Raw genomic sequence first — 24,192 nt, 5'->3', positions numbered from 1 at the left:
GCTCAAAAGGTACCGGCTTTAGCAAATGTAAAACGACTTGGGGAACAGGGCTTGACCCTAATCTGCAGAAGGTAAGGCACGCTACCTTTTTTTTGACCTGAAAAAGACTCAGGGGTCATTGTGGATTTCAAGTTCCTCGTGCAGGGTGACTAAGAATGCAAGAAGGCATAATGGAGTTGATGTGGAGCTCTTCCCACGTCTACGGAGGCAATGTGTCCTACGTTGAAGGGCTTTATGAGCAATATTTGCTTGATCCGAATGCAATTCCTGAAGAGTGGAGGAACTACTTCGACAAGCTCCCACGAACCGAAGGCGCCGGTTCCCGTGATATCCCCCTTACCCCCATCCGTGAACACTTCGATCTGCTTGCTAAAAACAAGCACAAAGCTGCTCCCGCCAGTGCAGGCTCAGTGAGTACTGAGCATGAGAAGAAACAGGTTCGTGTCCTTCAGCTGATCAATGCTTACCGCTTCCGTGGCCACCAGAAAGCGAATATTGATCCTTTGAATCTTCTTGAGCATGAGCCGGTAGCTGATCTGGATCTGGCTTATCATCAACTATCATCCGCTGATCTTGATACCGTTTTTCAAACGGGCTCACTGTTTATCGGTAAAGATGAAGCCCCATTGCGTGATATTATCGAAGCGCTGGAGAAGACCTACTGCTCCACCACCGGCGCAGAGTTCATGCATATTGTGAACACTGAAGAAAAGCGCTGGCTACAACAGCGTTTTGAAAGCGTGCGTTCAGCTCCTGCATTCGGAGTTGAGGCGAAAAAGCATATCCTTGAGCGTTTAACTGCTGCTGAGGGTATGGAAAATTATCTTGCATCCCGCTATCCAGGTACTAAGCGTTTTGGTCTGGAAGGTGGTGAATCTTTTATTCCTATGGTTGACGAGCTGATTCAGCGCTCTGGCTCATTTGGTGTAAAAGAAATTGTTATCGGCATGGCTCACCGTGGGCGTCTGAACCTTCTGGTTAACATTTTGGGTAAAAACCCTGCTGAACTATTTGAAGAGTTTGAAGGTAAAAAACTCAATCATGATGGTTCCGGTGATGTGAAATATCACCAAGGGTTTTCATCCAATGTTATGACGTCCGGCGGTGAAGTGCACCTTGCCCTTGCATTCAACCCATCCCATCTTGAGATCGTCTCTCCGGTTGTTGAAGGTTCTGTTCGCGCTCGCCAGGATCGTCGTAAAGACCAGTCTGGTGATGCGGTAATGCCGATTGTTGTTCATGGTGATTCAGCCTTTGCTGGTCAAGGTGTGGTGATGGAGACGTTCCAGATGTCTCAGACCCGTGCCTATAAGACAGGTGGTACGATTCATCTTGTCATCAATAACCAGGTTGGTTTCACCACCAGCAAACCAGAAGACACCCGCTCTACGGAATACTGCACCGATATTGCGAAGATGGTTCAGGCCCCGATCATTCATGTTAATGGCGATGACCCTGAGGCTGTGATTCATGCCGCTCAGGTTGCTTCAGACTATCGTCAGCAGTTCAAACGTGACGTTGTGATTGATCTGGTTTGTTATCGTCGTCGTGGTCATAACGAAGCAGATGAGCCTTCTGGTACACAGCCTATGATGTATCAGAAAATTGCCAAGCAGCCGAGCACACGTACTCTTTATGCTAAGAAGCTGATTGAGGAAGGTGTATTAAGTGAAGCTGAAGACAAAGACCGGATGGAAGACTATCGCTCTGCTCTGGTTGATGGTCGTCATGTAGCAAATAGCCTGGTTAAAGAGCCAAATAAAGAGCTGTTTGTTGATTGGACACCTTATCTTGGTCATGCGTGGACCTCTCAGGCAGATACTTCTGTTGAGTTGACTCATCTGCAGGCTTTGGCGAATAAGCTAGGTGAGATCCCTGATGGCGTTAAGATTCAGCGTCAGGTCAATAAAATTTATGAAGACCGTCGTAAGATGGCTGCAGGTGCTATGCCTGTAAACTGGGGTTTTGCCGAAGTGCTGGCCTATGCCACTATTTTGGATCAGAATCATCCGGTTCGTATTACCGGTCAGGATGTTGGTCGCGGCACCTTCTCGCACCGTCATGCTGTGATTCACAGTCAGGCCGATGGAGAGGTTTATGTTCCTTTGCAGAACCTGTCTGAGTCACAGCCTGCTATGACTATTCATGACTCTTATCTGTCTGAAGAAGCGGTTCTGGCTTTTGAATATGGATACGCAACAACAAAGCCTGATGCCCTTGTCATCTGGGAAGCTCAGTTCGGTGACTTTGCCAACGGAGCTCAGGTTGTAATTGATCAGTTCATCACCAGTGGTGAACACAAATGGGGGCGCTTGTGCGGCCTGACTATGCTATTGCCGCATGGTTATGAAGGTCAGGGCCCTGAGCACTCGTCTGCACGTTTAGAGCGTTACCTGCAGTCTTGCGCGGAGCAGAACATTCAGGTTGTTGTTCCGACTACGCCAGCTCAGGTTTTCCACATGCTGCGTCGTCAGGTGATTCGTCCGCTGCGTAAGCCGCTGATTGTTATGTCACCTAAGAGTTTGCTGCGCCATAAAGATGCAACGTCTACTCTTGAAGAGCTGGCTAACGGCAGCTTCCAAACCATCATCAATGAAGTGAATACCACCATTGATAAAAGCAAGGTAAAACGCCTGGTTCTGACGACAGGTAAGGTTTACTACGATTTGGCTAACTACCGTCGTGAGAATGAGCGTGAAGATACGGCTATTATCCGTATTGAACAGCTGTATCCGTTCCCGACCGAGAAGTTGGCAGAGATCGTCGCTGAATACCCTGCTTTGGAAGATGTTGTCTGGTGTCAGGATGAGCCGATGAATCAGGGCGCATGGTACAGCAGTCAGCACCACATGCGTGGTGTACTGAATGATTACCGTAAAGGCTTCGGTTATGAACTGAAGTTTGCGGGTCGTGCTGCATCTGCTGCTCCGGCTTGTGGTTATACCTCTGTGCATGCTGAACAGCAAACGCAACTGGTATCCGATGCTTTTAATGCTTAATTGATCAATTACGTGCCCTGTTACTAACTGGCAGGGCACCTCAGATTTTTTGTTTGTGCAAACAAAGAACAATCCAGAAAGGACCGAACATGGCTACTGAAATTAAAGCTCCCGTCTTCCCTGAATCTGTTGCAGACGGAACTATCGTAAACTGGGCAAAACAACCTGGCGAAGCTGTTTCACGTGACGAGCTGCTGGTTGAAATCGAAACTGATAAAGTTGTTCTGGAAGTTGTTGCTCCTGCTGACGGCGTTATCAAGGAGATCAGAAAGGATCTTGACGCTACAGTATTAAGCGATGAGGTTATCGCAATTTTTGAAGAAGGTGCTACGGGTACTACAGCTGCACCTGCATCTGAAGAAACTTCGGCTGCTGCGTCTTCCTCTGAAGAAGAAACCGTTCAGGTAGGTGACAAGATTCTGAGTCCAGCGGCCCGCAAAATGGCTGATGAGAATGGTCTGGACGTTGCCAAGCTAACTGGTACTGGTAAAGGCGGACGTGTCACTAAAGAAGACGTGCAGAAAGCTGTACAGTCTGGTGCCGCTAAAGCGACGCCTGCCGCTGCTCCAGCAGTTGAGATTAACGTTGCTGCCGGTGAACGCGTTGAGAAGCGTGTACCGATGAGCCGTATGCGTCAGACGATTGCTAAGCGTCTGGTTGAAGCTCAGCAAACCGCTGCTATGCTGACCACTTATAATGAAGTGGATATGAAGCCGGTCATGGAGCTACGCAAGAAATATAAAGACATGTTCGAGAAAAAGCACAATGGAACGCGTCTTGGTTTTATGTCTTTCTTCGTAAAAGCTGCGGCTGAAGCTCTGAAACGCTTCCCGGATGTAAATGCTTCTATCGATGGTGGTGATATTGTGTATCACGGTTACTACGATATCGGTGTTGCGGTATCTACCGAGCGTGGCTTGGTTGTGCCAATTCTGCGTGACACGGATACCATGAGCCTGGCCGATGTAGAGTCTACTATTGGTGAATATGCTAAGCGCGGCCGTGAAGGCAAGCTGGGTATCGCTGATATGACAGGTGGTACTTTTACTATTACTAACGGCGGTGTATTCGGTTCTCTGATGTCTACTCCAATCCTGAATGCTCCTCAGACTGCTATTCTGGGTATGCATAAGATTCAGGAACGACCTATGGCAGTTAATGGACAAGTTGAGATTCGTCCTATGATGTATCTTGCGCTGTCTTATGACCACCGTATGATCGATGGTAAAGATGCTGTACAGTTCCTTGTTACCATCAAGGAACTTCTTGAAGATCCAGCTCGTATCCTGCTGGAAGTTTAAGTACAGTTTGATCACTCATGACACGAAAGACAGGAAAAAGTAATGTCTGATAAATTTGATGTAGTTGTCATCGGTGCAGGTCCTGGCGGTTATGTTGCAGCGATCCGTGCAGCACAACTTGGCCTGAAAACAGCTTGCGTTGAAAAATGGCTGAATAAAGAAAGCAAACCTGTATATGGTGGTACCTGCCTAAATGTGGGCTGTATCCCATCAAAGGCGCTATTGGAAGCCTCCCACAAATATGCTGAAACACAGCATGATTTTGCGGATATGGGGATTGAAGTTTCTGACGTCAAAATGGACGTTAAGAAAATGATCGCCCGTAAGAACAAGATCGTTGGCAACCTGACACAGGGTATTGCTGGTCTGTTCAAGGCGAATGGCGTTACTGGTTTGCATGGCACAGGTAAAGTGCTGAGCGGCAAGAAAGTAGAAGTGACTGCCCATGATGGTTCTGTGCAGATTGTTGAAGCGGACAGCATTATTATTGCTTCCGGTTCGGTGCCTGTTGAAATTCCACCAACGCCCCTGACTGAAGGGCTGATCGTTGACTCTACCGGCGCACTGGACTTTGAAGAAGTTCCTGGTCGTTTGGGTGTTATCGGTGGCGGTGTTATCGGTCTTGAGTTGGGTTCTGTATGGCAGCGCTTGGGTTCTGAGGTTTCCGTGCTGGAAGCTCAGGATGCTTTCCTGGCATCTACTGACCAGCAGATTGCTAAAGAAGCTAAGAAAATTCTGTCCAAGCAAGGTATGGATATCAAAATTGGTGCTCGTGTCACCGGTTCTGAAATTAACGGCAACGAAGTTGTTGTGACCTATGCTGATGCTAAAGGTGAGCAGACTCAAACCTTTGACAAACTGATCGTTTGTGTGGGACGACGTCCGTACACTGAAGCGCTGCTGTCCAACGACTCCGGTGTTTCTCTGGATGAGCGTGGCTTTATCTATGTTGATGATCAGTGCCGTACTTCTGTACCAGGCGTTTTCGCGATTGGCGATGTGGTACGTGGGCCTATGCTGGCTCACAAAGCATCTGAAGAAGGCATTATGGTTGCTGATATCGTAGCAGGGCACAAAGCTCAGGTTAACTACGATGCTATCCCTGGTGTTATCTATACCTTCCCTGAAATCGCTTCTGTTGGTAAGACTGAAGAAGATGTGAAAGCAGAAGGTACTGAGTACGAAACAGGTGTCTTCCCGTTCACTGCTATTGGTCGTGCAATGACCAATGGTTGCACTGACGGTATGGTGAAAATTATTACTCAGAAGGATACTGATCGTATCCTGGGTATGCACATTATCGGTCAGAATGCTGGTGAGATGATTCATCAGGGTGTGATCGCGATGGAATTTGGTTCCAGTGCAGAAGATCTGGCACTGATGTGCTTTGCGCACCCGACGTTGTCTGAAGCTGTTCACGAAGCGGCTTTGGCGGTTGACGGGCACGCAATTCATATGCCGAACCGTAAGAAACGCAAGTAATATTGACGTTTAAGAAATAAAAAATTACGGGTAACCGTAGCAGGGGGCGGCACCATACCCCAAGGTGTCGCCAATAGTGTTAGTGCACAAAAAAAATGGCTTAGCAGTATGAATCTTCATGAATATCAGGGCAAACAGCTTTTTGCCGCATACGGACTGCCTGTCTCCAAGGGTTTTGCTGTAGATACCCCGGAAGAAGCCGCGCAAGCGTGTGAAAAAATCGGTGGTGACAAGTGGGTAGTTAAAGCACAGGTTCACGCAGGTGGCCGTGGTAAGGCCGGTGGCGTGAAACTGATCGAAACTCCGGCTCAGGCTGCAGAGTTCGCTCAGAACTGGCTGGGTAAAAATCTGGTGACTTACCAGACTGATGAAAATGGTCAACCTGTTTCTAAAATTTTAGTAGAAACCTGCACTGACATCGCTGACGAACTTTACCTGGGTGCGGTTGTTGACCGTGCTACCCGTCGTATCGTTTTCATGGCATCCACTGAAGGTGGTGTTGAGATCGAGAAAGTAGCTGAAGAAACTCCAGAAAAGATTCTGAAAGCTGTTATCGATCCTCTGGTTGGCGCACAGCCATACCAAGGCCGTGAGCTGGGCTTTAAACTGGGCCTGAACAAAGCACAGGTTGGTCAGTTTACTAAGATCTTTATGGGTCTGGCAAAACTGTTCCAGGAAAAAGACCTGGCGCTGATCGAAATTAACCCTCTGGTTGTTAAAGAAGATGGTGATCTGCACTGTCTGGACGCCAAGCTGGGTGTTGATGGTAACTCTGTATACCGTCACAAAGATCTGCAGGAGATGAACGACCCTTCTCAGGAAGATGCTCGTGAAGCTGAAGCTGCTGAATGGGATCTGAACTACGTAGCACTGGATGGCAACATCGGCTGCATGGTTAACGGTGCGGGTCTGGCGATGGGCACGATGGATATTGTTGCTCTGCATGGTGGCTTCCCTGCGAACTTCCTGGACGTTGGTGGCGGTGCGACTAAAGAGCGCGTTGCTCATGCGTTCAAACTGATTCTGTCCGACAGTAAAGTTAAAGCAGTTCTGGTGAATATTTTTGGTGGTATCGTGCGTTGCGATATGATTGCTGAAGGTATCATCGGCGCGGTGAAAGAAGTAGGTGTTAACGTACCTGTTGTTGTTCGTCTTGAGGGTACCAATGCCGACCTGGGTAAAAAGGTTCTGTCTGAATCTGGCCTGGATATCATCGCAGCTGAAAGCTTAACTGACGCTGCTCAACAAGCGGTAAAAGCGGCGGGGAACTAATCGAATGTCTATCTTAATCAACAAAGACACTAAAGTAATCTGCCAGGGTTTCACTGGTGGTCAGGGTACTTTCCATTCTGAGCAAGCTATTGAATATGGCACTCAGATGGTTGGTGGTGTAACTCCTGGTAAAGGTGGTACGACTCACCTGGGTCTGCCAGTATTCAACACAGTTGCTGAAGCTGTTGAAACTACTGGTGCTGACGCTTCTGTTATCTACGTTCCTGCCCCTTTCTGTAAGGATTCTATCCTGGAAGCGGCAAACGCAGGTATCAAGCTGATCGTTTGTATTACTGAGCACATCCCTGTTCTGGATATGCTGGACTGTAAAGTTAAGTGCGACGAGCTGGGTGTTCAGCTGGTTGGCCCTAACTGCCCTGGTGTTATCACTCCGGGCGAATGTAAGATTGGTATTATGCCAGGCCACATTCACCTGCCAGGTAAAGTAGGTATTGTATCGCGTTCAGGTACTCTAACTTATGAAGCCGTTAAGCAAACAACTGATGCAGGTTTTGGTCAGTCCACTTGTGTCGGTATCGGTGGTGACCCGATTCCTGGTTCTAACTTCATCGACATTCTGGAAAAATTCGAGAATGATCCGCAGACTGAAGCGATCGTTATGATCGGTGAGATCGGCGGTACTGCTGAAGAAGAAGCGGCTGCTTACATCAAAGCGAACGTAACCAAGCCTGTTGTATCCTACATTGCGGGTGTTACTGCACCTAAAGGCAAGCGTATGGGTCATGCTGGTGCGATCATCTCCGGTGGTAAAGGTACTGCAGATGACAAGTTTGCAGCCCTGGAAGATGCTGGTGTTAAGACTGTACGTTCTCTGGCAGGTATCGCAGACGGCCTGCGCGAAGTTACTGGCTGGAAATAAGCTTACTTTGAGTAAGTGGTAATTATTAGGCTAAGACTGATAATTACTGTGCGTAAGCACACCAAAAGGCGATCCTAGGGTCGCCTTTTTTATTGTCTGTTTTGTACTCAGCCAGTATTAGCTTCTGATCTCTGATAGCGAATTTTGGGCTCAAAAAAACCAGCCGAAGCTGGTTTCAAGCGCAAGTCTTTTCCCTCTTTAAGAGGGTAATTGCTTACTGGTATTGTGCTTTGAACTGAGCGATCAGTGCATCAGGGCGCTTTTTCTTGTTACTGTTATTCAGTACGTAAACAACTGTTTCGCCATTCGGGCCATCACCAATTTGGGTGAAGCGATAAGGAGCTTCTCCGGTAGCACGCACATTCTGCATATCTTCCAGAGTTGAGAATACATAGATACGGCCCTCAGCACGCATCTCACCGTAGAAGGTATCTGGGGTCAGCTTACCGTCATACATATCAACGCTTGCTACACCGGAACGTTTCTTTTTGTCTTTCCCATTAAGTCCAAAGACCAGAGTTTCACCATTAGGGCCGGATGCGATACGTTTAAAGGCGTAGGGCGTTTCACCGTGCTTCAGAAAATGAGCATAGGTGGGCTTGTCATAGAAAAAATAGATACGTCCATCATCATGATGTACTTCATACAAGGCGTTAGCCTGCTGCATCTGTTCCTGTGCACTGTTATGTGCCGTATCCATTTGGGCACAAGCAGACACACCTGCAATTGCACCAGTAATCAGAAGAGCTTTAGCTAATGCTTTGATTTTCATATCGATTTCCTTTTATATCAGGCAAGTAGGTATATTGAATCTGAATTGACTAACAGCCTATAAAAGGAGTATTTCGATAAGATTACTATTTTGTTGCCAAGATATGACAGCTATAGACAAAATCCTGGTTTTAATCTGATTAACCACTACTAAAGCTATGGGTTTAGACTGTTGTCTGGTAGTGCCTGTGGTAGAATCGCCAGCTTTCGATTTACGCTTGCAGTGCGCGTTTTCTCAAAGGGTGGATCTGGCCTGCAACCAGACACCGAAGAGGTTGATATGTTTAAGCCTGAGCTTCTTTCCCCGGCGGGTACCTTTAAAAATATGCGTTACGCTTTTGCCTACGGTGCAGATGCGGTCTATGCAGGGCAGCCCCGTTACAGTCTTCGTGTCCGAAATAACGATTTTAAACTGGATAATCTGGAGAAAGGTATTCAGTACGCTCATGATCGGGGTAAACAGTTTTATGTGGCGAGTAATATTGCTCCGCATAATACCAAAGTGCGGACCTACCTGAACGATATGGCGCCTATCATTGAGATGAAGCCGGATGCGTTAATTATGTCGGATCCGGGCTTAATAATGATGGTGCGTGAGCGCTGGCCTGATCAAGTTATTCATTTGTCAGTTCAGGCTAATGTGGTGAATTTTGCGGCGGCTAAGTTCTGGCATAAGCAAGGAGTCGAGCGCATTATTTTATCTCGCGAGCTTTCGTTGGAAGAGATCGAAGAGATCCGTAATGAATGCCCTGAGCTGGAGTTAGAAACTTTCGTTCACGGCGCGCTTTGTATCGCCTATTCTGGCCGTTGTCTGCTATCCGGTTACTTCAATCATCGTGATCCCAATCAGGGAACCTGCACCAATGCTTGCCGCTGGAACTACAATACGGTTCAGACACAAACGGATGCAACAGGTGACCTGATCCCTGTTTCTCAGGTGGAGCAATCTGCGGGCGTTTGGGATCCATCCATGGATTCTGGTTCGATGCCGTCACCGGGCGCTATGCACCATGATGAAAATAGTCAGGGACTGTCAGCGCTGATTGAAGAAGCATCCCGTCCGGGAGAGATGATGCCGGTGTTTGAAGATGAGCATGGCACCTACATCATGAACTCCAAAGACCTGCGTGCGGTACAGCATGTTGAACGGCTGACTAAAATGGGCATTCATTCACTGAAGATCGAAGGCCGTACCAAGTCTCATTATTACGTTGCACGTACTGCCCAAGTATACCGTAAAGCGATTGATGACGCGGTTGCCGGTCGTCCGTTCGATATGAGCCTGATGGATACCCTGGAGAATATGGCGCACCGGGGTTACACCGAAGGCTTTTACCGTCGTCATGTGCATGATGAGTATCAAAACTACGAAACCGGTAACTCTATTGGAGTGAATCAGCAGTTTGTTGGTGAGGTCATGAACTTTGATAGTCAGCGTAATGTGCTGGAGATCGATGTAAAAAACCGCTTTGAAACCGGTGATACGCTGGAGCTTATGTTGCCAAGTGGTAATCGTCGCTTCCAGTTACAACAGATGGAAAACCGCAAAGGTCAGGATATGCAGATTGCCCCTGGTAATGGGCATATTGTCAGATTCGAGTTGGACGGAACAGGACTTAACGAGGCGGATCTTGAATACGCTCTTTTGATGCGTGATCTAAAATAGTCACTGTTAACCCCTTGAATAAGCAACAAAAAACAACCGATCTCTGCTACTTTTATCGGTAAAATTTGCCTGATATAGGTTTTGATGACGTTTATAAGTAGCAGGATTTAAGGAAAAAGCATGACTGCGCAAACGCTTGGCAACAGGCACGCACTGGGTAGTAGACATAGCAACCCGGATAAATATCAGTTGCTGAAGGCTGCCCGCCCTTTTTCCCTGGTGGTTGCTGTACTGTCCTGCCTGCAGGGTATTGTCCTTGGCTGGCAGGATAGCAATGATCCTTTTCTATATGCGGCTCTGATTCTGGCTGGCGGAATTTTTCTTCAATTCGCCGTGAACCTGATTAACGATCATTCCGATATTGGTGAGTTGGATCAGCGTTTTCCTGATGCCACAGAGGATGAAAAGCAGCAGATTGCTTGGTCGATTACCCGGAATTTCCGGCTGGGCCTTTTCTGCTTCTTGGCAGCAATTCTGATCGGTTTATTCTTAATCAGTTTGCGAGGGCTGGATCTTTTTTGGATCTGCTTTATCGGGTTAGCAGGGGCTTACTTCTATACTCAGGAACCTGTCAACTATAAGAACCGTGGACTGGGTGTCCCTGTCGTCTTTTTTATGATGGGTATTCTGATGATTGCCGGATCTGCTTTTGTAATGGGAGGGCAGCTTCAGCTGACTTATCTGGTTCAGGCGATTCCTCTGAGTATTCTTACCTCTCTATTGTTGCTGAGTAACGAGCTGAGAGATTACGAAAGTGATAAAGCTGTTGGTCAGAACACCCTTACTGTTCGTATTGGTTACAAGCCTGCCGTATGCTTGTACCGTATGATGGTTGGGTTGGCTTATCTTTCTGCGATAGCCTTATGGCTACTCGAAGTTATGCCTTTCACTGGACTGGTTCTGGTTAGTGTTCTGGTGCTGAGAGCGCCCTGGAAGCTATTGAAGGCCTCTGCCCAGGATCGTTTAATGATTACTCCTCTCACCGGACGTTTCCACGCAGTTTTTGGTACGCTACTACTGCTTAGCTATCTTTTCTGACATCTTCAATACTGCCGCGGTTAAGGACAGACAATGACTATATCTCCAGCCGAACTGAAACAGCTTATACCTGAGATAGAAACCTTATCCCGTATTGCAGGTGAAGCCATTATGAAGGTTTACCAGGAGGAGGATCCTGGGGTGGAATACAAAGCAGACAACAGCCCGCTGACCCGTGCTGACCTGGCTGCTCACCACTGTATTGAGCAAGGGCTCAATCACCTGACACCAGATATTCCTGTGTTGTCTGAAGAGAGTGGTGAAGTCCCCTGGGTTGAACGCAAAAACTGGCAGTGCTACTGGCTGGTGGATCCGCTGGACGGTACCAAAGAGTTTGTTAAACGTAATGGTGAATTTACCGTTAATATCGCCTTAATCGAAAAGGGTAAGCCGGTACTCGGTGTGGTTTATGCGCCGGTCAAAGATTGGATGTATACCGGTGCTGAAGGCATCGGAGCTTATGCTCAATACGGTGATGACAAACCTGTTCAGTTGGCACTGGACTCGGACTATCAGTCGGAATGCTGGCGGATTGTCGGTAGTCGTTCCCATGGCGCAGAACGTCTGCAGTCGTTTTGCGAGGTATTGCCGGAGTATCGTAATGTGCCTATGGGTAGTTCGCTGAAGCTGTGTCTGGTTGCCGCAGGGGAGAGTGATCTCTATGTTCGCTTTGGCCCAACCAGTGAATGGGATACCGCAGCGGCTCAGGCAGTAGTAGAGCAGGCCGGAGGTTGTGTCCTGGATGGCAACCTTAAACCACTTCGCTACAATCAGGAGGCAAATCTTCTGAATCCTGAGTTTGTGGTTTGTCAGAAGGTGGACTCCCTATGGAGTGACCGTTTTAGTGAACTGGTAAAGCCTACACATTAAGTTTTTCTGCAGACAGTTTTAGTTATAAAAAGAAAGTGAAGGCCTGAGTTGATCAGGCCTTTCTTTGATGCGAGAAATATTCAAGGTGACTGGCTACTCTCTGGCAGCGTTTCCTTTTCCGGCAAAAGCCTGATTGGTATTTCGTGCTCCTGAGATATAGACAGTTTGATTTCTGCCGGAGCTTTTTGCCTGATAGAGAGCTTTGTCGGCTCGCTTTAATGTTTCTTCCAGCGTTTCTCCCCAGCGATGAAGTGTTGCACCGATAGAAGCGCTAAGCTTAAGGCCTGGCTCGATACTATCAAAGGGGTATTGCTCGAAGGCAAGCCGAATGCGCTCAGCAATTTGTACACCGCTTTCCTGATTTGTTTGCGGCAACAACAGGATAAACTCTTCACCCCCATACCGGCCAAACAGGTCACTGCCCCTCAGGCATTCCCGGGTTATTTGGCAGAAACGTTCTAACACAAGATCTCCTGCTTGGTGGCCGAAGCGATCATTCACTTTTTTGAAGTGATCCAGATCTATCATACACAGTGCAGAAGCCTGGTATTCATCCGTACCTGCAAGTCTGAGACGGCTTTCTTCAAAGAAGCGACGGCGGTTGAGCACCCCGGTCAATTCATCTGTTCCTGCTATTTCATCCAGCTGTTCCATCGCCTGCTCAAGCTCTTCGTTAGCGCGCTGCATTTTATAGTTACTCTGGCGAAGGACAGAGCGCTGCTTCTTCAGGCGCCCACTCAAGCGGCGAACGTAGCTGCCAAAAAGAGCGACCCATGTTTGTGCTGAGGCTAATATAAGCCACTGCACCAGACTGAGCTTCAGATTAATTTCATCTGGCCGGAAATGAAAATCTGAGGCGATCACACCACCAAAGCAGACCAAACTAAGTAGGCCAATAAAGGCAAACTCAAACATCGAGCTCTGAAAAATTCCAAATAGCATGACCATGATGTAAAGCAGTACCAGGCTACCACGTATTTCGGGTAACTGACTGATCAGAATACTGAACCATATAATAGCGATGGCCATCTGAATCAGTGTCAGGGAGGGGTCTTTAAACCTGAGGTTGATTCGGAAATGGTACAGCAACCAAAAAGCTCCTTGAGTCACCATAGCGCTAAATGTCAAAAGTACGAAGCCTAGCCAGCTGAAACCTGTTAATAGATCCAGGCTGAGGGTCAGTGCTAAGATCAGAAGTAGCATGCCGTGAGAGAGTGCGGATATACCCAAACGCTTCATGCGCAGATATTGCTCGTGATGCTCTCTGGTCGCTGGGCATTGTATTGTTTTCATTTATGGGGCCACAGATAAGGATAGTGAGATGGCGCTCGGCCGGAAGCTCTATGGGAGATCTTTTTTGAATAAAGGTTAAAGTTATATCTTTGATGAGTTTGGGTTAAGGACTCGAAGTCTTCTGTGGTCTATATGTTACTTTATGTAGCTTATTGTTAATAAAAAATGCTTGGTGCCTTTGTCTAAAGTTGAGCTGGCGGACAGCTCTTAGCCACAGAAAATCGTGTATAATCCCGCGACATAATAGGATCTGATGATAGCGTTGCGCCCTACTTTTTTATTTTTAGCTCTTTGTGACAGCCGGAGCGTGTTGTAATTAGGGCAGACGACCTAGTAACAGGCCTTCAATAACGAGACTCCGGTTTGCCGGAGCTAAGCACAATAGTGCACAGACCGTGATAGGAGATGCTCCGAAGATGACGACTGTAATCCGTCAAGACGATATGATCGATAGTGTTGCGGACGCGCTGCAATATATTTCCTACTACCACCCGGTAGACTTTATTCAGGCCGTTCACGAAGCGTACCTGAGGGAGGAAAACCCTGCGGCTAAAGATGCAATGGCTCAAATCCTGATCAACTCACGCATGTGTGCTGAGGGTAAGCGCCCTATCTGTCAGGATACCGGTATCGTTACTGTATTCGTTAAAGTAGGTATGCAGGTACAGTGGGAAGGCGATATGAGCCTTGAAGACATGATCAACGAAGGTGTTCGTCGTGCTTATACCCATCCTGACAACGTGCTGCGCGCATCCATTCTGGCGGACCCTGCTGGTAAGCGTCAGAACACCAAAGACAACACGCCAGCAGTTATCCACTACGAAATCGTACCGGGCAACACCGTTGACGTTCAGGTTGCAGCAAAAGGCGGTGGCTCTGAAAACAAATCCAAGATGGTGATGCTGAACCCATCGGATTCTATCGTTGAGTGGGTTAAGAAAACGGTACCGACCATGGGTGCTGGCTGGTGTCCGCCAGGCATGCTGGGCCTGGGCATCGGTGGTACCGCAGAAAAAGCTGCGGTTATGGCGAAAGAATCCCTGATGGACCCGATCGACATCCATGAATTGCGTGAGCGCGGCCCGCAAAACCGTGCCGAAGAGCTGCGTTTGGAAATTATGGATGCGGTTAACGAGCTGGGTATTGGCGCTCAGGGTTTGGGCGGCCTGACCACAGTGTTGGACGTTAAGATCATGGATTACCCAACCCATGCGGCTTCTCTGCCGGTATGTATGATTCCAAACTGCGCGGCCACGCGCCATGCACACTTTGAGCTGGATGGTTCCGGTGCGGCCTTGCAAACACCGCCGAATCTGGATGATTGGCCGGAAGTGACTTTCGAAGTCAGCGAAAGCACCCGCCGTGTGAATCTGGATGAGGTGACTCCCGAAGACGTACAAAGCTGGAAGCCGGGTGAAACCGTTCTGCTGAACGGCAAAATGCTGACCGGTCGTGATGCAGCTCACAAGCGCATGGTTGAGATGCTGAATAAGGGAGAAGAGCTGCCGGTTGATCTAAAAGGCCGCTTTATCTACTACGTTGGTCCGGTTGATCCGGTACGTGACGAAGTCGTTGGCCCTGCAGGACCGACCACTGCAACCCGTATGGATAAGTTCACCCGTCAGGTGATTGAAAGCACCGGCCTACTGGGCATGATCGGTAAATCTGAGCGAGGCCCTGTTGCGATCGAAGCGATCAAAGATAACAAAGCCGTTTATCTGATGGCTGTAGGTGGCGCCGCTTACCTGGTATCGAAAGCGATCACCAACTCTAAAGTATTGGCCTTCCCGGAAATGGGTATGGAAGCGATCTATGAATTTGAAGTAAAAGATATGCCGGTAACGGTGGCGGTTGATTCTAATGGTGAGTCAGTACACACCACAGGACCTGCTAAGTGGAAAGAAATTATCGCTGCGAAAAACGTAAATGCATAAGTGACGCTAACTCAGGTCATTAAAAGAACCGGCTACGGAAACGTAAGCCGGTTTTTTTGTATCTGATGTTATGAGGTTATTCGCCATACAAGCCTCATAGATGGATGTTTTTTAGTGACTAAAAAGTCAGCTTTGACTTGCTGGCAGTCCTGTGGAATTCTCAGCCGGTCTTTGGGGTTTCTGAATGCTATCCGATGGAAGCCATTCTGTCGGGATAAGAGTAAAGCTGTAGAGAGCTGACTGGCCAAAGACTGTCATCATAATAAAAATATAAAATTGGAGAGCTGTATGAGCGCTGTACTTTTTGAACGTATCGATAATATCGCTTGGATTACCCTGAACCGCCCTCACGCTTTTAATGCGATGGATGAAGATGCTATGCGGCGTCTGAGTGAGCTGGCGAATCAGTGTGCCTGTGATTCATCCCTTCGGGCTGTAGTGATCACCGGTAGTGGTGATAAAGCTTTTTCTGCCGGTGGTGATGTAGCAGCTTTTGCAGATGATCCTGATTCTGTTGATCGCTTACTTATGGATATGACAACGTATTTCCATAGCGCTATTGCCCGGCTTTCACGTTTACCGTTGCCTGTTATTGGAGCCATTAACGGAATGACCGCAGGTGCGGGTCTGGGCTTAATGGCTTGCTGTGATTTAGTGATTGCAGCCGATACCGCTCGTTTTACCAGCGCTTATACGCAAATTGGCTTCTCCCCTGATGGCAGTACATCCTATTATCTGACTCAGCAGATAGGGCCGCGCCGCGCGAAAGAATTTTTTATGACAAACCGTGTGCTCGATGCTGCAACCGCTCTGGATTGGGGCTTGGTCAATCGTGTTGTACCGGCTGATAGGTTGGAGGCAACGGTTCAGGAACTGGCTAAGATGCTTGCGACAGGGCCTACTCTGGCTTATGCCAAAGTAAAACAGCTGGTGGGTAGCGCCCATACAGCAACTTTAGAAAGCCAAATGGAGCTGGAGTCTCAGTCCATTGCGGCATTAAGCAAAACATTAGATGGGCGGGAAGGCGTTCAGTCCTTTATCGCCAAACGCCCGGCGCAGTTTTCAGGTCGCTAATACCGAACTGTAACCCTCAAACTCATTCACCCGCTTTTTAAGACAGGAATAGCCATGAGTAAACCCTTTTCACAGGCCTGCGAAAATAATAAGGCTCCGATTCTTCAGGTTTTAAAATATGCCTTTCGTGACGTTTCGCAGGTTCTGGAGGTGGGTAGTGGTACGGGTCAGCATGCGGTGTATATGGCGGAGCACCTGCCTCACCTGCAATGGCAGCCTTCTGATCAGGCGATGTACCTGCCAGGCGTGAGGCTTTGGTGCAACGAATATTCAGGTAACAATCTTCTTGCGCCGCTTGAGCTTGATGTGACGCAGGTCCAGTGGCCAGAGGTAAAAGCGGGTGGTATTTTTACTGCTAATACTCTGCACATTATGTCCTGGGCGATGGTTGAAGCTTTCTTTAACGGTGTTGGTTCTCTGTTACCCGAGGGTGGTAAGCTCTGTATTTACGGCCCGTTTAATTATCAGGGCGCTTATACCAGTGAGAGTAATCAGGCCTTCGATCATTTCCTGCGGGAACGAGACCCTTTAAGTGGAATCCGGGATTTTGAAGCGATAGAGAACCTGGCCGAATCCACGGGCTTTGTGTTGAAGAAAGATCATGCAATGCCCGCTAACAACCATTTGCTGGAATGGTGCAAATCTGGCTGAATGATCGAAATTAGCTTTAGCCGTTGCTTGCTTTTTTTCCAGCCTGCCCTAGCATGAGCACAAATATTAATTCATATCACTATTAGCCAATCTGTTGCTCTGGTCTATGAAACCAAGGGCCATCAGGTTCCTAGCTTTTAGTTTTCCACACCCTAGTAGCAAGGAAACTCTCTGTGACTCGAGTCATTATTATCGCGATCATTGTGATCATTGGGCTTTTTATCTTTAAACGTATGTCTGATGATCGCAAGTCTACGGCTGACACTATGCAGGAAGGGCAGGCTTTCCTGAATAGCAATGCGCAGGAAGAGGGTGTCGTAACAACAGATTCCGGACTGCAATATAAGGTGCTGGAGGCGGGGGCAGGTGAACAGCATCCTGCAGCTACGGATCGTGTGAAAGTCCATTATCACGGCACTTTGCTGAATGGTACGGTGTTTGATAGTTCTGTCGATCGTGGTCAGCCGATTGATTTTGGCTTGAATCAGGTGATTCCCGGCTGGACTGAAGGTGTGCAGCTGATGGTTGAAGGTGAAAAGACCCGCTTCTATATTCCAAGCCAGCTGGCTTACGGTAATCGCTCTGTGGGACGTATCCCAGCAGGTTCGGTTCTTATTTTTGATGTTGAGCTGATTGAAATAAACCCATAGCTTTAGGTGAAAATAATAAATAAGGGTTTTTTGATCGATTATTAATACTGGAGTTAACCCAATATTCAGGAACTGTTCCGGCTTTCCGGCTTCTAATGTTCTGCAATAAGTGTAGCAAGACACAGGTTTGTCAAAGCCTGTTTTTCATGAAGGTTCCTTATTAGTGCAACTGCCGCCTCCCATTTGGGATGGCGGTTTTTTTATACCTGTCCGAAGGGTGTGGCTGCGAGTTGTCAGCTTTAACACAGCGCTTTTTGTTATTTAATTTTCTTAGCAGGAAAAATTCACCAGTGCCGTATCCTGTAGGAATTGCGCTTGGGGATTAATAAATAGCCAATATAGACCAGGATATATATTCTGCTTGTCTTAGTACCGCTTGCGGTAATGATTATTTCGAGGCGTATAGAGTTTATGGAATCAAAAAAGACAGTGTCTTTAGTCTTGGGTAGTGGTGGTGCTAAAGGGCTTGCGCATATTGGTGTGATCCGCTGGCTTGAAGAGCATGGTTTTTCTATCGCTTCGGTGTCAGGTAGTTCGATAGGAGCTCTGGTGGGAGGTATTTATGCCGCAGGAAAGTTGGATGAGTTTGAGGCATGGGTTCGGGCTATAACGAAAGCAAATATGGTTATCTTGATGGATATTTCCTGGGGGCGTGGGGGGTTGATTAAAGGGGATAAAATTATCAGCACTCTAACGGATCTTGTGGGTGACCAGACGATTGAAGAGCTTCCGATATGTTATACCGCAGTGGCAACAGATATTCAGGCAGAGCGTGAGGTCTGGCTCAACTCGGGATCTCTTTTTCAGGCGATTCGAGCATCAATTTCTTTGCCGTTATTTTTTACACCAGTACAGTTGGATGGCCTGACACTTATTGATGGGGGGGTTCTGAATCCGGTGCCTATCGCTCCAACGTTTAGTGATAAAACTGATCTGACAATTGCGGTTAACCTGGGGGCGTCAGTCCAGGAGGAGTTTTCCATGCCGCGCCAATCAATTGCTATTGAGCAGAATGATAACCCGGATCTGCAAAATAAAATCTCTCGCTTCTTTAAGGGCTTTCAAAGGACAGAATCGGATAAACAGGAGCGGGATTGGTCAGCCTACGATGTTGCTAACCAGGCATTTGATGCGATGCAGAGTACACTCGCTCGTCAGAAGTTAGCGGTTTACCCGCCAGACCTGGTGGTGGATGTTGACAGAAATGCCTGTGGTACATTGGAGTTTAACCGGGCTACAGAGATGATTAATCTTGGCTACGAGCGAGCTGAAAAGTGTCTGAAGGCTTTAAAGTCTGGTGGCTGCAATCAAGAGCAGCACGTGGTTATTCCGCACGAGCATGAAGCCTGATAAGCTTTGCAGAAAGTGGGCGACCACCTTCTGCTGCGGCGAAATTTCCACGTAGAGCGTGCTAATTATTTTGACCAGACGCTTTCGATTTCTTGATCAGTCAGCTCTCTCCATTCTCCTTCACTCAGTTCCGGATCAAGGCAGATTGCACCAATCTGCTCCCGGTGTAGCTGTATCACTTTATTATCAACAGCGGCGAACATACGTTTAACCTGGTGATACTTCCCTTCGCTGATGCTCAGTAGCACCTCTGTATCGGTTATACGTTCCAGAATGGCCGGTTTGGTTAACTCAAGCTCATTATGCAGCTGGACACCTTTTGTAAACTGATGCTCTGCATCTGCGACCAGTGGCTCTGCAAGCCATGCACGATAGCGTTTCATGCATGCTTTTTTGGGTGATGTGATTTGATGAGACCACTGACCATCATCTGTTATAAGCACCAAGCCTGTAGTATCGACATCCAGTCGACCTGCAATGTGAAGCCCTTTAGTATGAGGGAGGTCCATGTCGCTAAGTACTGATGGATATTCCTCGTCAAGGGTGGAACACAGCGTATTTGCCATTTTGTTGAGCATAAAATAACGTGGCTTTACCGCGCCGAGAATCTGGCCGTTCAGTTCAATTTCCATATCGTTGCTGACTTTGAAACCAGGGTCTTTCACCACCTGCTCATCAAAAGTGACCATCCCTTGGCGCAAAACTCGTTTGGCTTCGGCGCGAGAGATGCCTGTGTGGTGGCAAATAAATTTATCAAGACGCATAGTTAAGTTAGCTACTCACTGAGTTTGGGTGAAGGTTTGGATCGATCTTGTGGTCTGATCGATAATATTCTGTCGGGCATGCTGGGAAATCCAAGCATTATGCGGAGTGATGATCAGGTTCAGGTTTTCCTGAAGAGCATCCAGAAGAGGATTGCCGTTGACCGGAGGTTCCTGAGTTAGAACATCTGTACCATAGCCGCCGATTTTACCCATTTTCAGAGCGGCCAACACGTCTTTTTCATTGACAATACCGCCTCTGGCGCAATTGATGATCATTAGCTCTGGTTTAGCCAAAGAGAGGCGCCTGGCATCAATCAGGTTTTCTGTTGAATCGGCCAAGGGGCAGTGCAGCGATAGAATATCTGCTTTTGGGAGTAACTGATCTAAGGGCTCTCTATCATCATTGGCTTCATTGCCGGGCCGTGCAGAGAAACTGACCTTCATCTCAAAAGCCTCTGCCAGCTGAGCGACTTTACGACCCAGTTCACCCGAGCCGACAATAACGAGATGTTGCCCTGCCAGCTCTGAAACGGGATGCTGCATCAAACAAAAAAATGGGCTTTTATTCCATGATCCATTAGCCACAGCGCTCTGATACAGAGGTTGACGGGTCGTAAGCATTAACATCAACATCAGAGTGTGCTGGGCGACACTGTGAGTGCCGTAGGCAACAGCATTGCTAACGGGGATGCCTGCCTGACTCGCAGCTTCGAGGTCGATGTTGTTAACGCCTGTTGCTAATACGCAGATCAGTTTCAGGTTATCTGCATTTGCAATGGCTGAGGCGCTGATTATAACTTTGTTTGTCAGTATGACATCGGCACCCTGAATACGCTCGGCAACCTGATTGGGTTCGGTTTTATCATATATCTTCAGTTGGCCGAGCGCTTCTTTTAACCTGTTCAGATCAATATCATGACCAAGACTGGCAGCGTCCAGTAAAACACCTTTCTTTAGCATGCGGTTTCTCTTTAACGTCACTTTGAAAATCATTTTAAGTGATTCACTGCATGCTGATAAGCAACTATTTCGATACAATTATGTACATCTTCCTCTTGCCTGATTTAAAGGTGCTTTAGTAGGATAGGTTGGCTTGTCAGAAAAAGGGATAGAGTTTAAGCTTTAGGCTCTTTGGTTACAGATCAGACACTGGATGGTAGTTGTGGATCGTAGAAGCATTTTAAAAGCATTGTCAGTCAGCGGTTTTGTTGCTTTAGGTAGCGGTTCCGTCATGCGTCAGCTGTTACAGAGCAAAGGCTCGGACCTGGCTGTGGTGCCTGTTGCTGAAGATAAGGCTGTTTCTGCACTGCCGGATGTCCCTCAACAGTTGGCTGACATCGTAGAAGAACACGCAGCGGCAGCGGACTTTCATGAGGTTTCTGCCCCAAGCAGAATGGAAAATAAAGTAGCGGATCTTCAGGCTGACCTGGAAGCGGTTAAAGCAGACCCCCAAGTCAAAGATTATATGAAGAAAATTCGCTACTTTGAGGGTGTTTTTGAAGACGATTATTTTATCTCTGCAGAAGAGTTTAAACTGGTCAAACAAACCCTGGCCAGAATGTCGCGTGTACAGCGTACGGTGGGGCACGGGAATTTTAATTTAATCAGCTTTGATCAGATGATTAAATATGGCAAAAACTTCTCCCAGGTTGGTGATTTCACCAAGGTCGAGCTTGAATATCTGGAAAAGTTATTTTTTGCTGATGCCCATGTTTATGGTTTCTACGGCGAAAAGGTGATGGCAGGCTTAACGCAACGTATTCCATCCAAAGATCTGCTTAAAGTGCCTAAAACAGGGCATTTCCTCTTCAGGGGTAAGTCGCTGGCGTTTTATGAAAAGCTTAGAAAGGGCGTGGGTGACGATATCGTTTTGACATCTGGTATCCGGGGAACGGTCAAACAGATGTACCTGTTTTTGTCTAAAGTTGCTCAGGCTGAAGGTAACATGTCTAAAGCGTCCCGTTCGCTGGCGCCACCAGGGTACTCTTACCATGCAGTGGGAGACTTTGATGTTGGTAAAGTAGGCTTTGGTTACCGAAATTTCACAGAAGATTTTGCGGAGACGGATGTATACAAGAAACTGCAGGATTTAGGATTCCTGACGTTGCGATATACGGATGACAACCAGTTTGGTGTACGTTACGAGCCTTGGCATATTCAGGTCGTTTAACGATACTGGTGGTGACACTTCTCTAAATTCTGTCTCTTAAAATGCACGGCATATGCTGTGCATTTTTTATTGCAAAGGTTAATCATGTCTTCAACTTCTGATCGTAAAGAGTTGCTTCCCTTCTTATCGCTTTCAGCTTTTCTGCTGTTGCTGATCCCTTTTTTATTAATGAGTGAGATGTTTTATGGCAAAGGCTCAGGAAAGCAAGGGGTGGCTGAGGCTCCCAAAATGCTTGATCGTACCCTTGCTGAGCTAAAAGATACTCAGGATATCCGGCAGAAAAAACGTGATTTTTTTACGCTGTTAAAACCTATGGTTCTACTGGAAAATAGTTATATCCTGGAGCAGCGGCGCTGGATTGAAACATTGGATCTGTCGCAACTGACCCCGGTTCAATCATCACAGCTGAACTCACTACTGATAGATTACAGGCTTATGGATGGCTCTGATTCTCTGCCATCAGATGTATCTGTTTTGAAGGCGCTGGTAAGCCGGTTACTGATAAGAGTACAGCCTGTTCCTGTTGAACTTGTTTTGGTTCAGGCTGCGAATGAATCGGCATGGGGGCGCTCCCGCTTTGCCCGGGAAGGTAATAACCTTTTTGGACAGTGGTGTTTTAGTAAAGGGTGTGGTCTTGTGCCTAGCCAACGGTCTGAAGGGGCATATCACGAGGTTGCTGTTTTTAAGTCCCCGCAGCTCAGTATCCGAGCCTATCTGAAGAACCTGAATAGTTTTTGGGCTTATGACGACTTTCGGCAGGCAAGGGCTGCAGAGCCTGAGCTTAAAGGAAGCGTGCTAGCGGTTTATCTTGCAGCGCATCTGAAGCGGTATTCCCAGCGTGGTCAGGCCTACGTGGATGAGCTAAAAGAGATGGTTCAGGTCAACGCTGATTTAATTGAACAGGCGCCAGATGAGTATCTCCGGTAAAATATGGAATATTTAGTGCCAGCCGGAAATAATAATAGTAAGAGTGATTATGACTAAGAGACAAGCCGTAACCGTACTCGGTGGAGGTAGCTTTGGTACCGCTATAGCGAGTATCGCAGCGGACAATCAGTATCCGGTAACTCAATGGTTGCGTGATGAGCTGCTTGCACAGGATATTAATGAAAAGCGTCGTAATACACGGTATCTGCCGGATTATGAGATTAATGCTAATGTCAGGGCGACGACCGACGTTGTTGAAGCGGTTTCCGGTGCAGATATTATTTTTGTAGCCATTCCCAGTAAAGCCTTTGCATCTGTTGTTGATCAGGTTTCTGACCGGTTGCGCCCGGATCAGATCATGATCAGTACCGCGAAAGGCATCCGGGAAGAAGGCTTTCTCCTGATGTCAGAGATCCTGAAGACGCATACACCAAGTCAGCATATTGGTGTTCTGAGTGGCCCCAACCTTGCCAGTGAGATTGCACAGAAACAGATGACGGCAACGGTGGTTGCCAGTGATGATCAGTTGACCCGTGAGAGTATTCAAAAGGTGCTGGGTTGCGATTATTTTCGTGTTTATGCCAGCAATGACTTATTTGGTGTTGAGTTGGGCGGAGCGCTTAAAAATATCTATGCGATTGCAGCAGGCATGGCTTCGGCTCTGGGAGTTGGTGAGAACACCAGAAGTATGCTGATTACCCGTAGTCTTGCTGAGATGAGTCGCTTTGCGGTTAGCATGGGGGCTAATCCAATGACCTTCTTAGGCTTGGCTGGCGTTGGGGATCTTATTGTCACCTGTATGTCACCCTTAAGCCGTAACTTCAGAGTGGGTTATGCTCTTGGACAAGGTAAGTCACTTGAGGACGCTGTGAATGAATTAGGGCAGGTGGCAGAAGGCGTTAATACTATTCGGCTGGTCAGAAATAAAGCGGTTGAGATGCAGGTATATATGCCTCTGGCTTGTGGTTTGTATGAAGTTCTTTTTAACGATATGCCGGTTGAGAAGGTGATTCGTGGTTTAATGTCCGGTGAACAAAGTACCGATGTTGAGTTTGTATTGCCGAGAACCTGATCTTCAGGGTTTGCCAGTGAAAGAAGGA

At 47.5% G+C, this 24,192-nt stretch carries 20 protein-coding genes; 16 read left to right on the top strand and 4 right to left on the bottom strand.

Going from position 1 to position 24,192, the window contains the following annotated elements:
• The first annotated feature begins 155 nt into the window (after nucleotides 1-155).
• From ACN0R8_RS08185 to sucD, 5 genes are all read left to right on the top strand, one after another.
• Nucleotides 156-2,999 carry a 2-oxoglutarate dehydrogenase E1 component gene (locus ACN0R8_RS08185; RefSeq protein ID WP_417596593.1) on the top strand — a complete coding sequence of 948 codons (2,844 nt, stop codon included), beginning with the start codon at nucleotides 156-158 and terminating at the stop codon, nucleotides 2,997-2,999.
• An 89-nt stretch (nucleotides 3,000-3,088) separates the two neighbouring features.
• Entirely contained in the window at nucleotides 3,089-4,300 is a 1,212-nt protein-coding gene (odhB, locus tag ACN0R8_RS08180) for a 2-oxoglutarate dehydrogenase complex dihydrolipoyllysine-residue succinyltransferase (RefSeq protein ID WP_417596592.1), read from the top strand.
• 42 nt (nucleotides 4,301-4,342) lie between these two features.
• Nucleotides 4,343-5,782: a dihydrolipoyl dehydrogenase gene (gene lpdA, locus ACN0R8_RS08175; RefSeq protein ID WP_417596591.1), complete on the top strand. Its 1,440-nt coding sequence runs from the start codon at nucleotides 4,343-4,345 to the stop codon at nucleotides 5,780-5,782.
• Nucleotides 5,783-5,890: 108 nt separating this feature from the next.
• On the top strand, nucleotides 5,891-7,054 hold the full coding sequence (gene sucC / locus ACN0R8_RS08170) for an ADP-forming succinate--CoA ligase subunit beta (RefSeq protein ID WP_417596590.1): 1,164 nt from the start codon (nucleotides 5,891-5,893) through the stop codon (nucleotides 7,052-7,054).
• Between the two features lie 4 nt (nucleotides 7,055-7,058).
• The gene (sucD, locus tag ACN0R8_RS08165) at nucleotides 7,059-7,934 is read left to right on the top strand and encodes a succinate--CoA ligase subunit alpha (RefSeq protein WP_417596589.1); all 876 of its coding nucleotides are present in this window, start codon (nucleotides 7,059-7,061) and stop codon (nucleotides 7,932-7,934) included.
• Between the two features lie 214 nt (nucleotides 7,935-8,148).
• On the opposite strand, the gene ACN0R8_RS08160 is transcribed toward sucD, so the two are convergent.
• On the bottom strand, nucleotides 8,149-8,706 hold the full coding sequence (locus tag ACN0R8_RS08160; protein ID WP_417596588.1) for a hypothetical protein: 558 nt from the start codon (nucleotides 8,704-8,706) through the stop codon (nucleotides 8,149-8,151).
• A gap of 279 nt (nucleotides 8,707-8,985) precedes the next feature.
• On the opposite strand from ACN0R8_RS08160, the gene yegQ reads away from it, so the two are divergent.
• The 3 genes from yegQ (at nucleotide 8,986) to cysQ (ending at nucleotide 12,279) form a co-directional block, all read left to right on the top strand.
• Nucleotides 8,986-10,371 (top strand): tRNA 5-hydroxyuridine modification protein YegQ, encoded by a 1,386-nt coding sequence (yegQ, locus tag ACN0R8_RS08155; RefSeq protein ID WP_417596587.1) that lies wholly within the window; start codon nucleotides 8,986-8,988, stop codon nucleotides 10,369-10,371.
• A gap of 120 nt (nucleotides 10,372-10,491) precedes the next feature.
• A complete protein-coding gene (locus tag ACN0R8_RS08150) occupies nucleotides 10,492-11,409 on the top strand; it encodes a prenyltransferase (RefSeq protein WP_417596586.1) in 918 nt (305 codons plus the stop codon).
• A gap of 33 nt (nucleotides 11,410-11,442) precedes the next feature.
• Nucleotides 11,443-12,279, top strand: coding sequence for a 3'(2'),5'-bisphosphate nucleotidase CysQ (cysQ, locus tag ACN0R8_RS08145; protein WP_417596585.1), 837 nt, complete (start codon nucleotides 11,443-11,445; stop codon nucleotides 12,277-12,279).
• Nucleotides 12,280-12,372: 93 nt separating this feature from the next.
• Here cysQ and ACN0R8_RS08140 read toward each other — a convergent pair whose 3' ends face one another.
• Nucleotides 12,373-13,572, bottom strand: a complete 1,200-nt coding sequence (locus ACN0R8_RS08140; RefSeq protein WP_417596584.1) for a GGDEF domain-containing protein — start codon at nucleotides 13,570-13,572, stop codon at nucleotides 12,373-12,375.
• A gap of 416 nt (nucleotides 13,573-13,988) precedes the next feature.
• Between ACN0R8_RS08140 and ACN0R8_RS08135 the strand changes: the two genes are divergently transcribed.
• From ACN0R8_RS08135 to ACN0R8_RS08115, 5 genes are all read left to right on the top strand, one after another.
• A complete protein-coding gene (locus tag ACN0R8_RS08135; protein ID WP_417596583.1) occupies nucleotides 13,989-15,506 on the top strand; it encodes a fumarate hydratase in 1,518 nt (505 codons plus the stop codon).
• A gap of 288 nt (nucleotides 15,507-15,794) precedes the next feature.
• Complete coding sequence (locus ACN0R8_RS08130) at nucleotides 15,795-16,580, top strand: enoyl-CoA hydratase/isomerase family protein (RefSeq protein WP_417596582.1); 786 nt, start codon at nucleotides 15,795-15,797, stop codon at nucleotides 16,578-16,580.
• Between the two features lie 54 nt (nucleotides 16,581-16,634).
• The gene (locus ACN0R8_RS08125; protein WP_417596581.1) at nucleotides 16,635-17,231 is read left to right on the top strand and encodes a DUF938 domain-containing protein; all 597 of its coding nucleotides are present in this window, start codon (nucleotides 16,635-16,637) and stop codon (nucleotides 17,229-17,231) included.
• A 173-nt stretch (nucleotides 17,232-17,404) separates the two neighbouring features.
• A complete protein-coding gene (locus ACN0R8_RS08120; RefSeq protein ID WP_417596580.1) occupies nucleotides 17,405-17,881 on the top strand; it encodes an FKBP-type peptidyl-prolyl cis-trans isomerase in 477 nt (158 codons plus the stop codon).
• 411 nt (nucleotides 17,882-18,292) lie between these two features.
• Entirely contained in the window at nucleotides 18,293-19,231 is a 939-nt protein-coding gene (locus tag ACN0R8_RS08115; protein ID WP_417596579.1) for a patatin-like phospholipase family protein, read from the top strand.
• A gap of 65 nt (nucleotides 19,232-19,296) precedes the next feature.
• Here the strand turns inward: ACN0R8_RS08115 and rsuA are convergent, their stop codons facing one another.
• Together rsuA and ACN0R8_RS08105 are read right to left on the bottom strand one after the other, a co-directional pair.
• Nucleotides 19,297-19,995, bottom strand: a complete 699-nt coding sequence (gene rsuA / locus ACN0R8_RS08110) for a 16S rRNA pseudouridine(516) synthase RsuA (RefSeq protein ID WP_417596578.1) — start codon at nucleotides 19,993-19,995, stop codon at nucleotides 19,297-19,299.
• Between the two features lie 15 nt (nucleotides 19,996-20,010).
• A complete protein-coding gene (locus ACN0R8_RS08105) occupies nucleotides 20,011-20,955 on the bottom strand; it encodes a D-2-hydroxyacid dehydrogenase (protein WP_417596577.1) in 945 nt (314 codons plus the stop codon).
• 202 nt (nucleotides 20,956-21,157) lie between these two features.
• Between ACN0R8_RS08105 and ACN0R8_RS08100 the strand changes: the two genes are divergently transcribed.
• From ACN0R8_RS08100 to ACN0R8_RS08090, 3 genes are all read left to right on the top strand, one after another.
• A complete protein-coding gene (locus tag ACN0R8_RS08100) occupies nucleotides 21,158-22,165 on the top strand; it encodes a D-alanyl-D-alanine carboxypeptidase family protein (RefSeq protein ID WP_417596576.1) in 1,008 nt (335 codons plus the stop codon).
• An 84-nt stretch (nucleotides 22,166-22,249) separates the two neighbouring features.
• Nucleotides 22,250-23,092 carry a glucosaminidase domain-containing protein gene (locus ACN0R8_RS08095; RefSeq protein ID WP_417596575.1) on the top strand — a complete coding sequence of 281 codons (843 nt, stop codon included), beginning with the start codon at nucleotides 22,250-22,252 and terminating at the stop codon, nucleotides 23,090-23,092.
• 49 nt (nucleotides 23,093-23,141) lie between these two features.
• Nucleotides 23,142-24,164, top strand: a complete 1,023-nt coding sequence (locus tag ACN0R8_RS08090; protein WP_417596574.1) for an NAD(P)H-dependent glycerol-3-phosphate dehydrogenase — start codon at nucleotides 23,142-23,144, stop codon at nucleotides 24,162-24,164.
• The last annotated feature ends 28 nt before the right edge of the window (nucleotides 24,165-24,192 follow it).

Origin of the sequence: Oceanospirillum sp. (genome assembly GCF_048265165.1) — a bacterium.
In the GTDB taxonomy this organism is placed as follows: domain Bacteria; phylum Pseudomonadota; class Gammaproteobacteria; order Pseudomonadales; family Halomonadaceae; genus Oceanospirillum.
This window is presented reverse-complemented; position numbering and strand designations above follow the sequence as displayed.

Excerpts from the sequence above, each read along its gene's own strand:
- ACN0R8_RS08185 (WP_417596593.1), top strand. The coding sequence starts at position 156 with ATGCAAGAAGGCATAATGGAGTTGATGTGGAGCTCTTCCCACGTCTAC.
- odhB (WP_417596592.1), top strand. The coding sequence starts at position 3,089 with ATGGCTACTGAAATTAAAGCTCCCGTCTTCCCTGAATCTGTTGCAGAC.
- lpdA (WP_417596591.1), top strand. The coding sequence starts at position 4,343 with ATGTCTGATAAATTTGATGTAGTTGTCATCGGTGCAGGTCCTGGCGGT.
- sucC (WP_417596590.1), top strand. The coding sequence starts at position 5,891 with ATGAATCTTCATGAATATCAGGGCAAACAGCTTTTTGCCGCATACGGA.
- sucD (WP_417596589.1), top strand. The coding sequence starts at position 7,059 with ATGTCTATCTTAATCAACAAAGACACTAAAGTAATCTGCCAGGGTTTC.
- ACN0R8_RS08160 (WP_417596588.1), bottom strand. The coding sequence starts at position 8,706 with ATGAAAATCAAAGCATTAGCTAAAGCTCTTCTGATTACTGGTGCAATT.
- yegQ (WP_417596587.1), top strand. The coding sequence starts at position 8,986 with ATGTTTAAGCCTGAGCTTCTTTCCCCGGCGGGTACCTTTAAAAATATG.
- ACN0R8_RS08150 (WP_417596586.1), top strand. The coding sequence starts at position 10,492 with ATGACTGCGCAAACGCTTGGCAACAGGCACGCACTGGGTAGTAGACAT.
- cysQ (WP_417596585.1), top strand. The coding sequence starts at position 11,443 with ATGACTATATCTCCAGCCGAACTGAAACAGCTTATACCTGAGATAGAA.
- ACN0R8_RS08140 (WP_417596584.1), bottom strand. The coding sequence starts at position 13,572 with ATGAAAACAATACAATGCCCAGCGACCAGAGAGCATCACGAGCAATAT.
- ACN0R8_RS08135 (WP_417596583.1), top strand. The coding sequence starts at position 13,989 with ATGACGACTGTAATCCGTCAAGACGATATGATCGATAGTGTTGCGGAC.
- ACN0R8_RS08130 (WP_417596582.1), top strand. The coding sequence starts at position 15,795 with ATGAGCGCTGTACTTTTTGAACGTATCGATAATATCGCTTGGATTACC.
- ACN0R8_RS08125 (WP_417596581.1), top strand. The coding sequence starts at position 16,635 with ATGAGTAAACCCTTTTCACAGGCCTGCGAAAATAATAAGGCTCCGATT.
- ACN0R8_RS08115 (WP_417596579.1), top strand. The coding sequence starts at position 18,293 with ATGGAATCAAAAAAGACAGTGTCTTTAGTCTTGGGTAGTGGTGGTGCT.
- rsuA (WP_417596578.1), bottom strand. The coding sequence starts at position 19,995 with ATGCGTCTTGATAAATTTATTTGCCACCACACAGGCATCTCTCGCGCC.
- ACN0R8_RS08105 (WP_417596577.1), bottom strand. The coding sequence starts at position 20,955 with ATGCTAAAGAAAGGTGTTTTACTGGACGCTGCCAGTCTTGGTCATGAT.
- ACN0R8_RS08095 (WP_417596575.1), top strand. The coding sequence starts at position 22,250 with ATGTCTTCAACTTCTGATCGTAAAGAGTTGCTTCCCTTCTTATCGCTT.
- ACN0R8_RS08090 (WP_417596574.1), top strand. The coding sequence starts at position 23,142 with ATGACTAAGAGACAAGCCGTAACCGTACTCGGTGGAGGTAGCTTTGGT.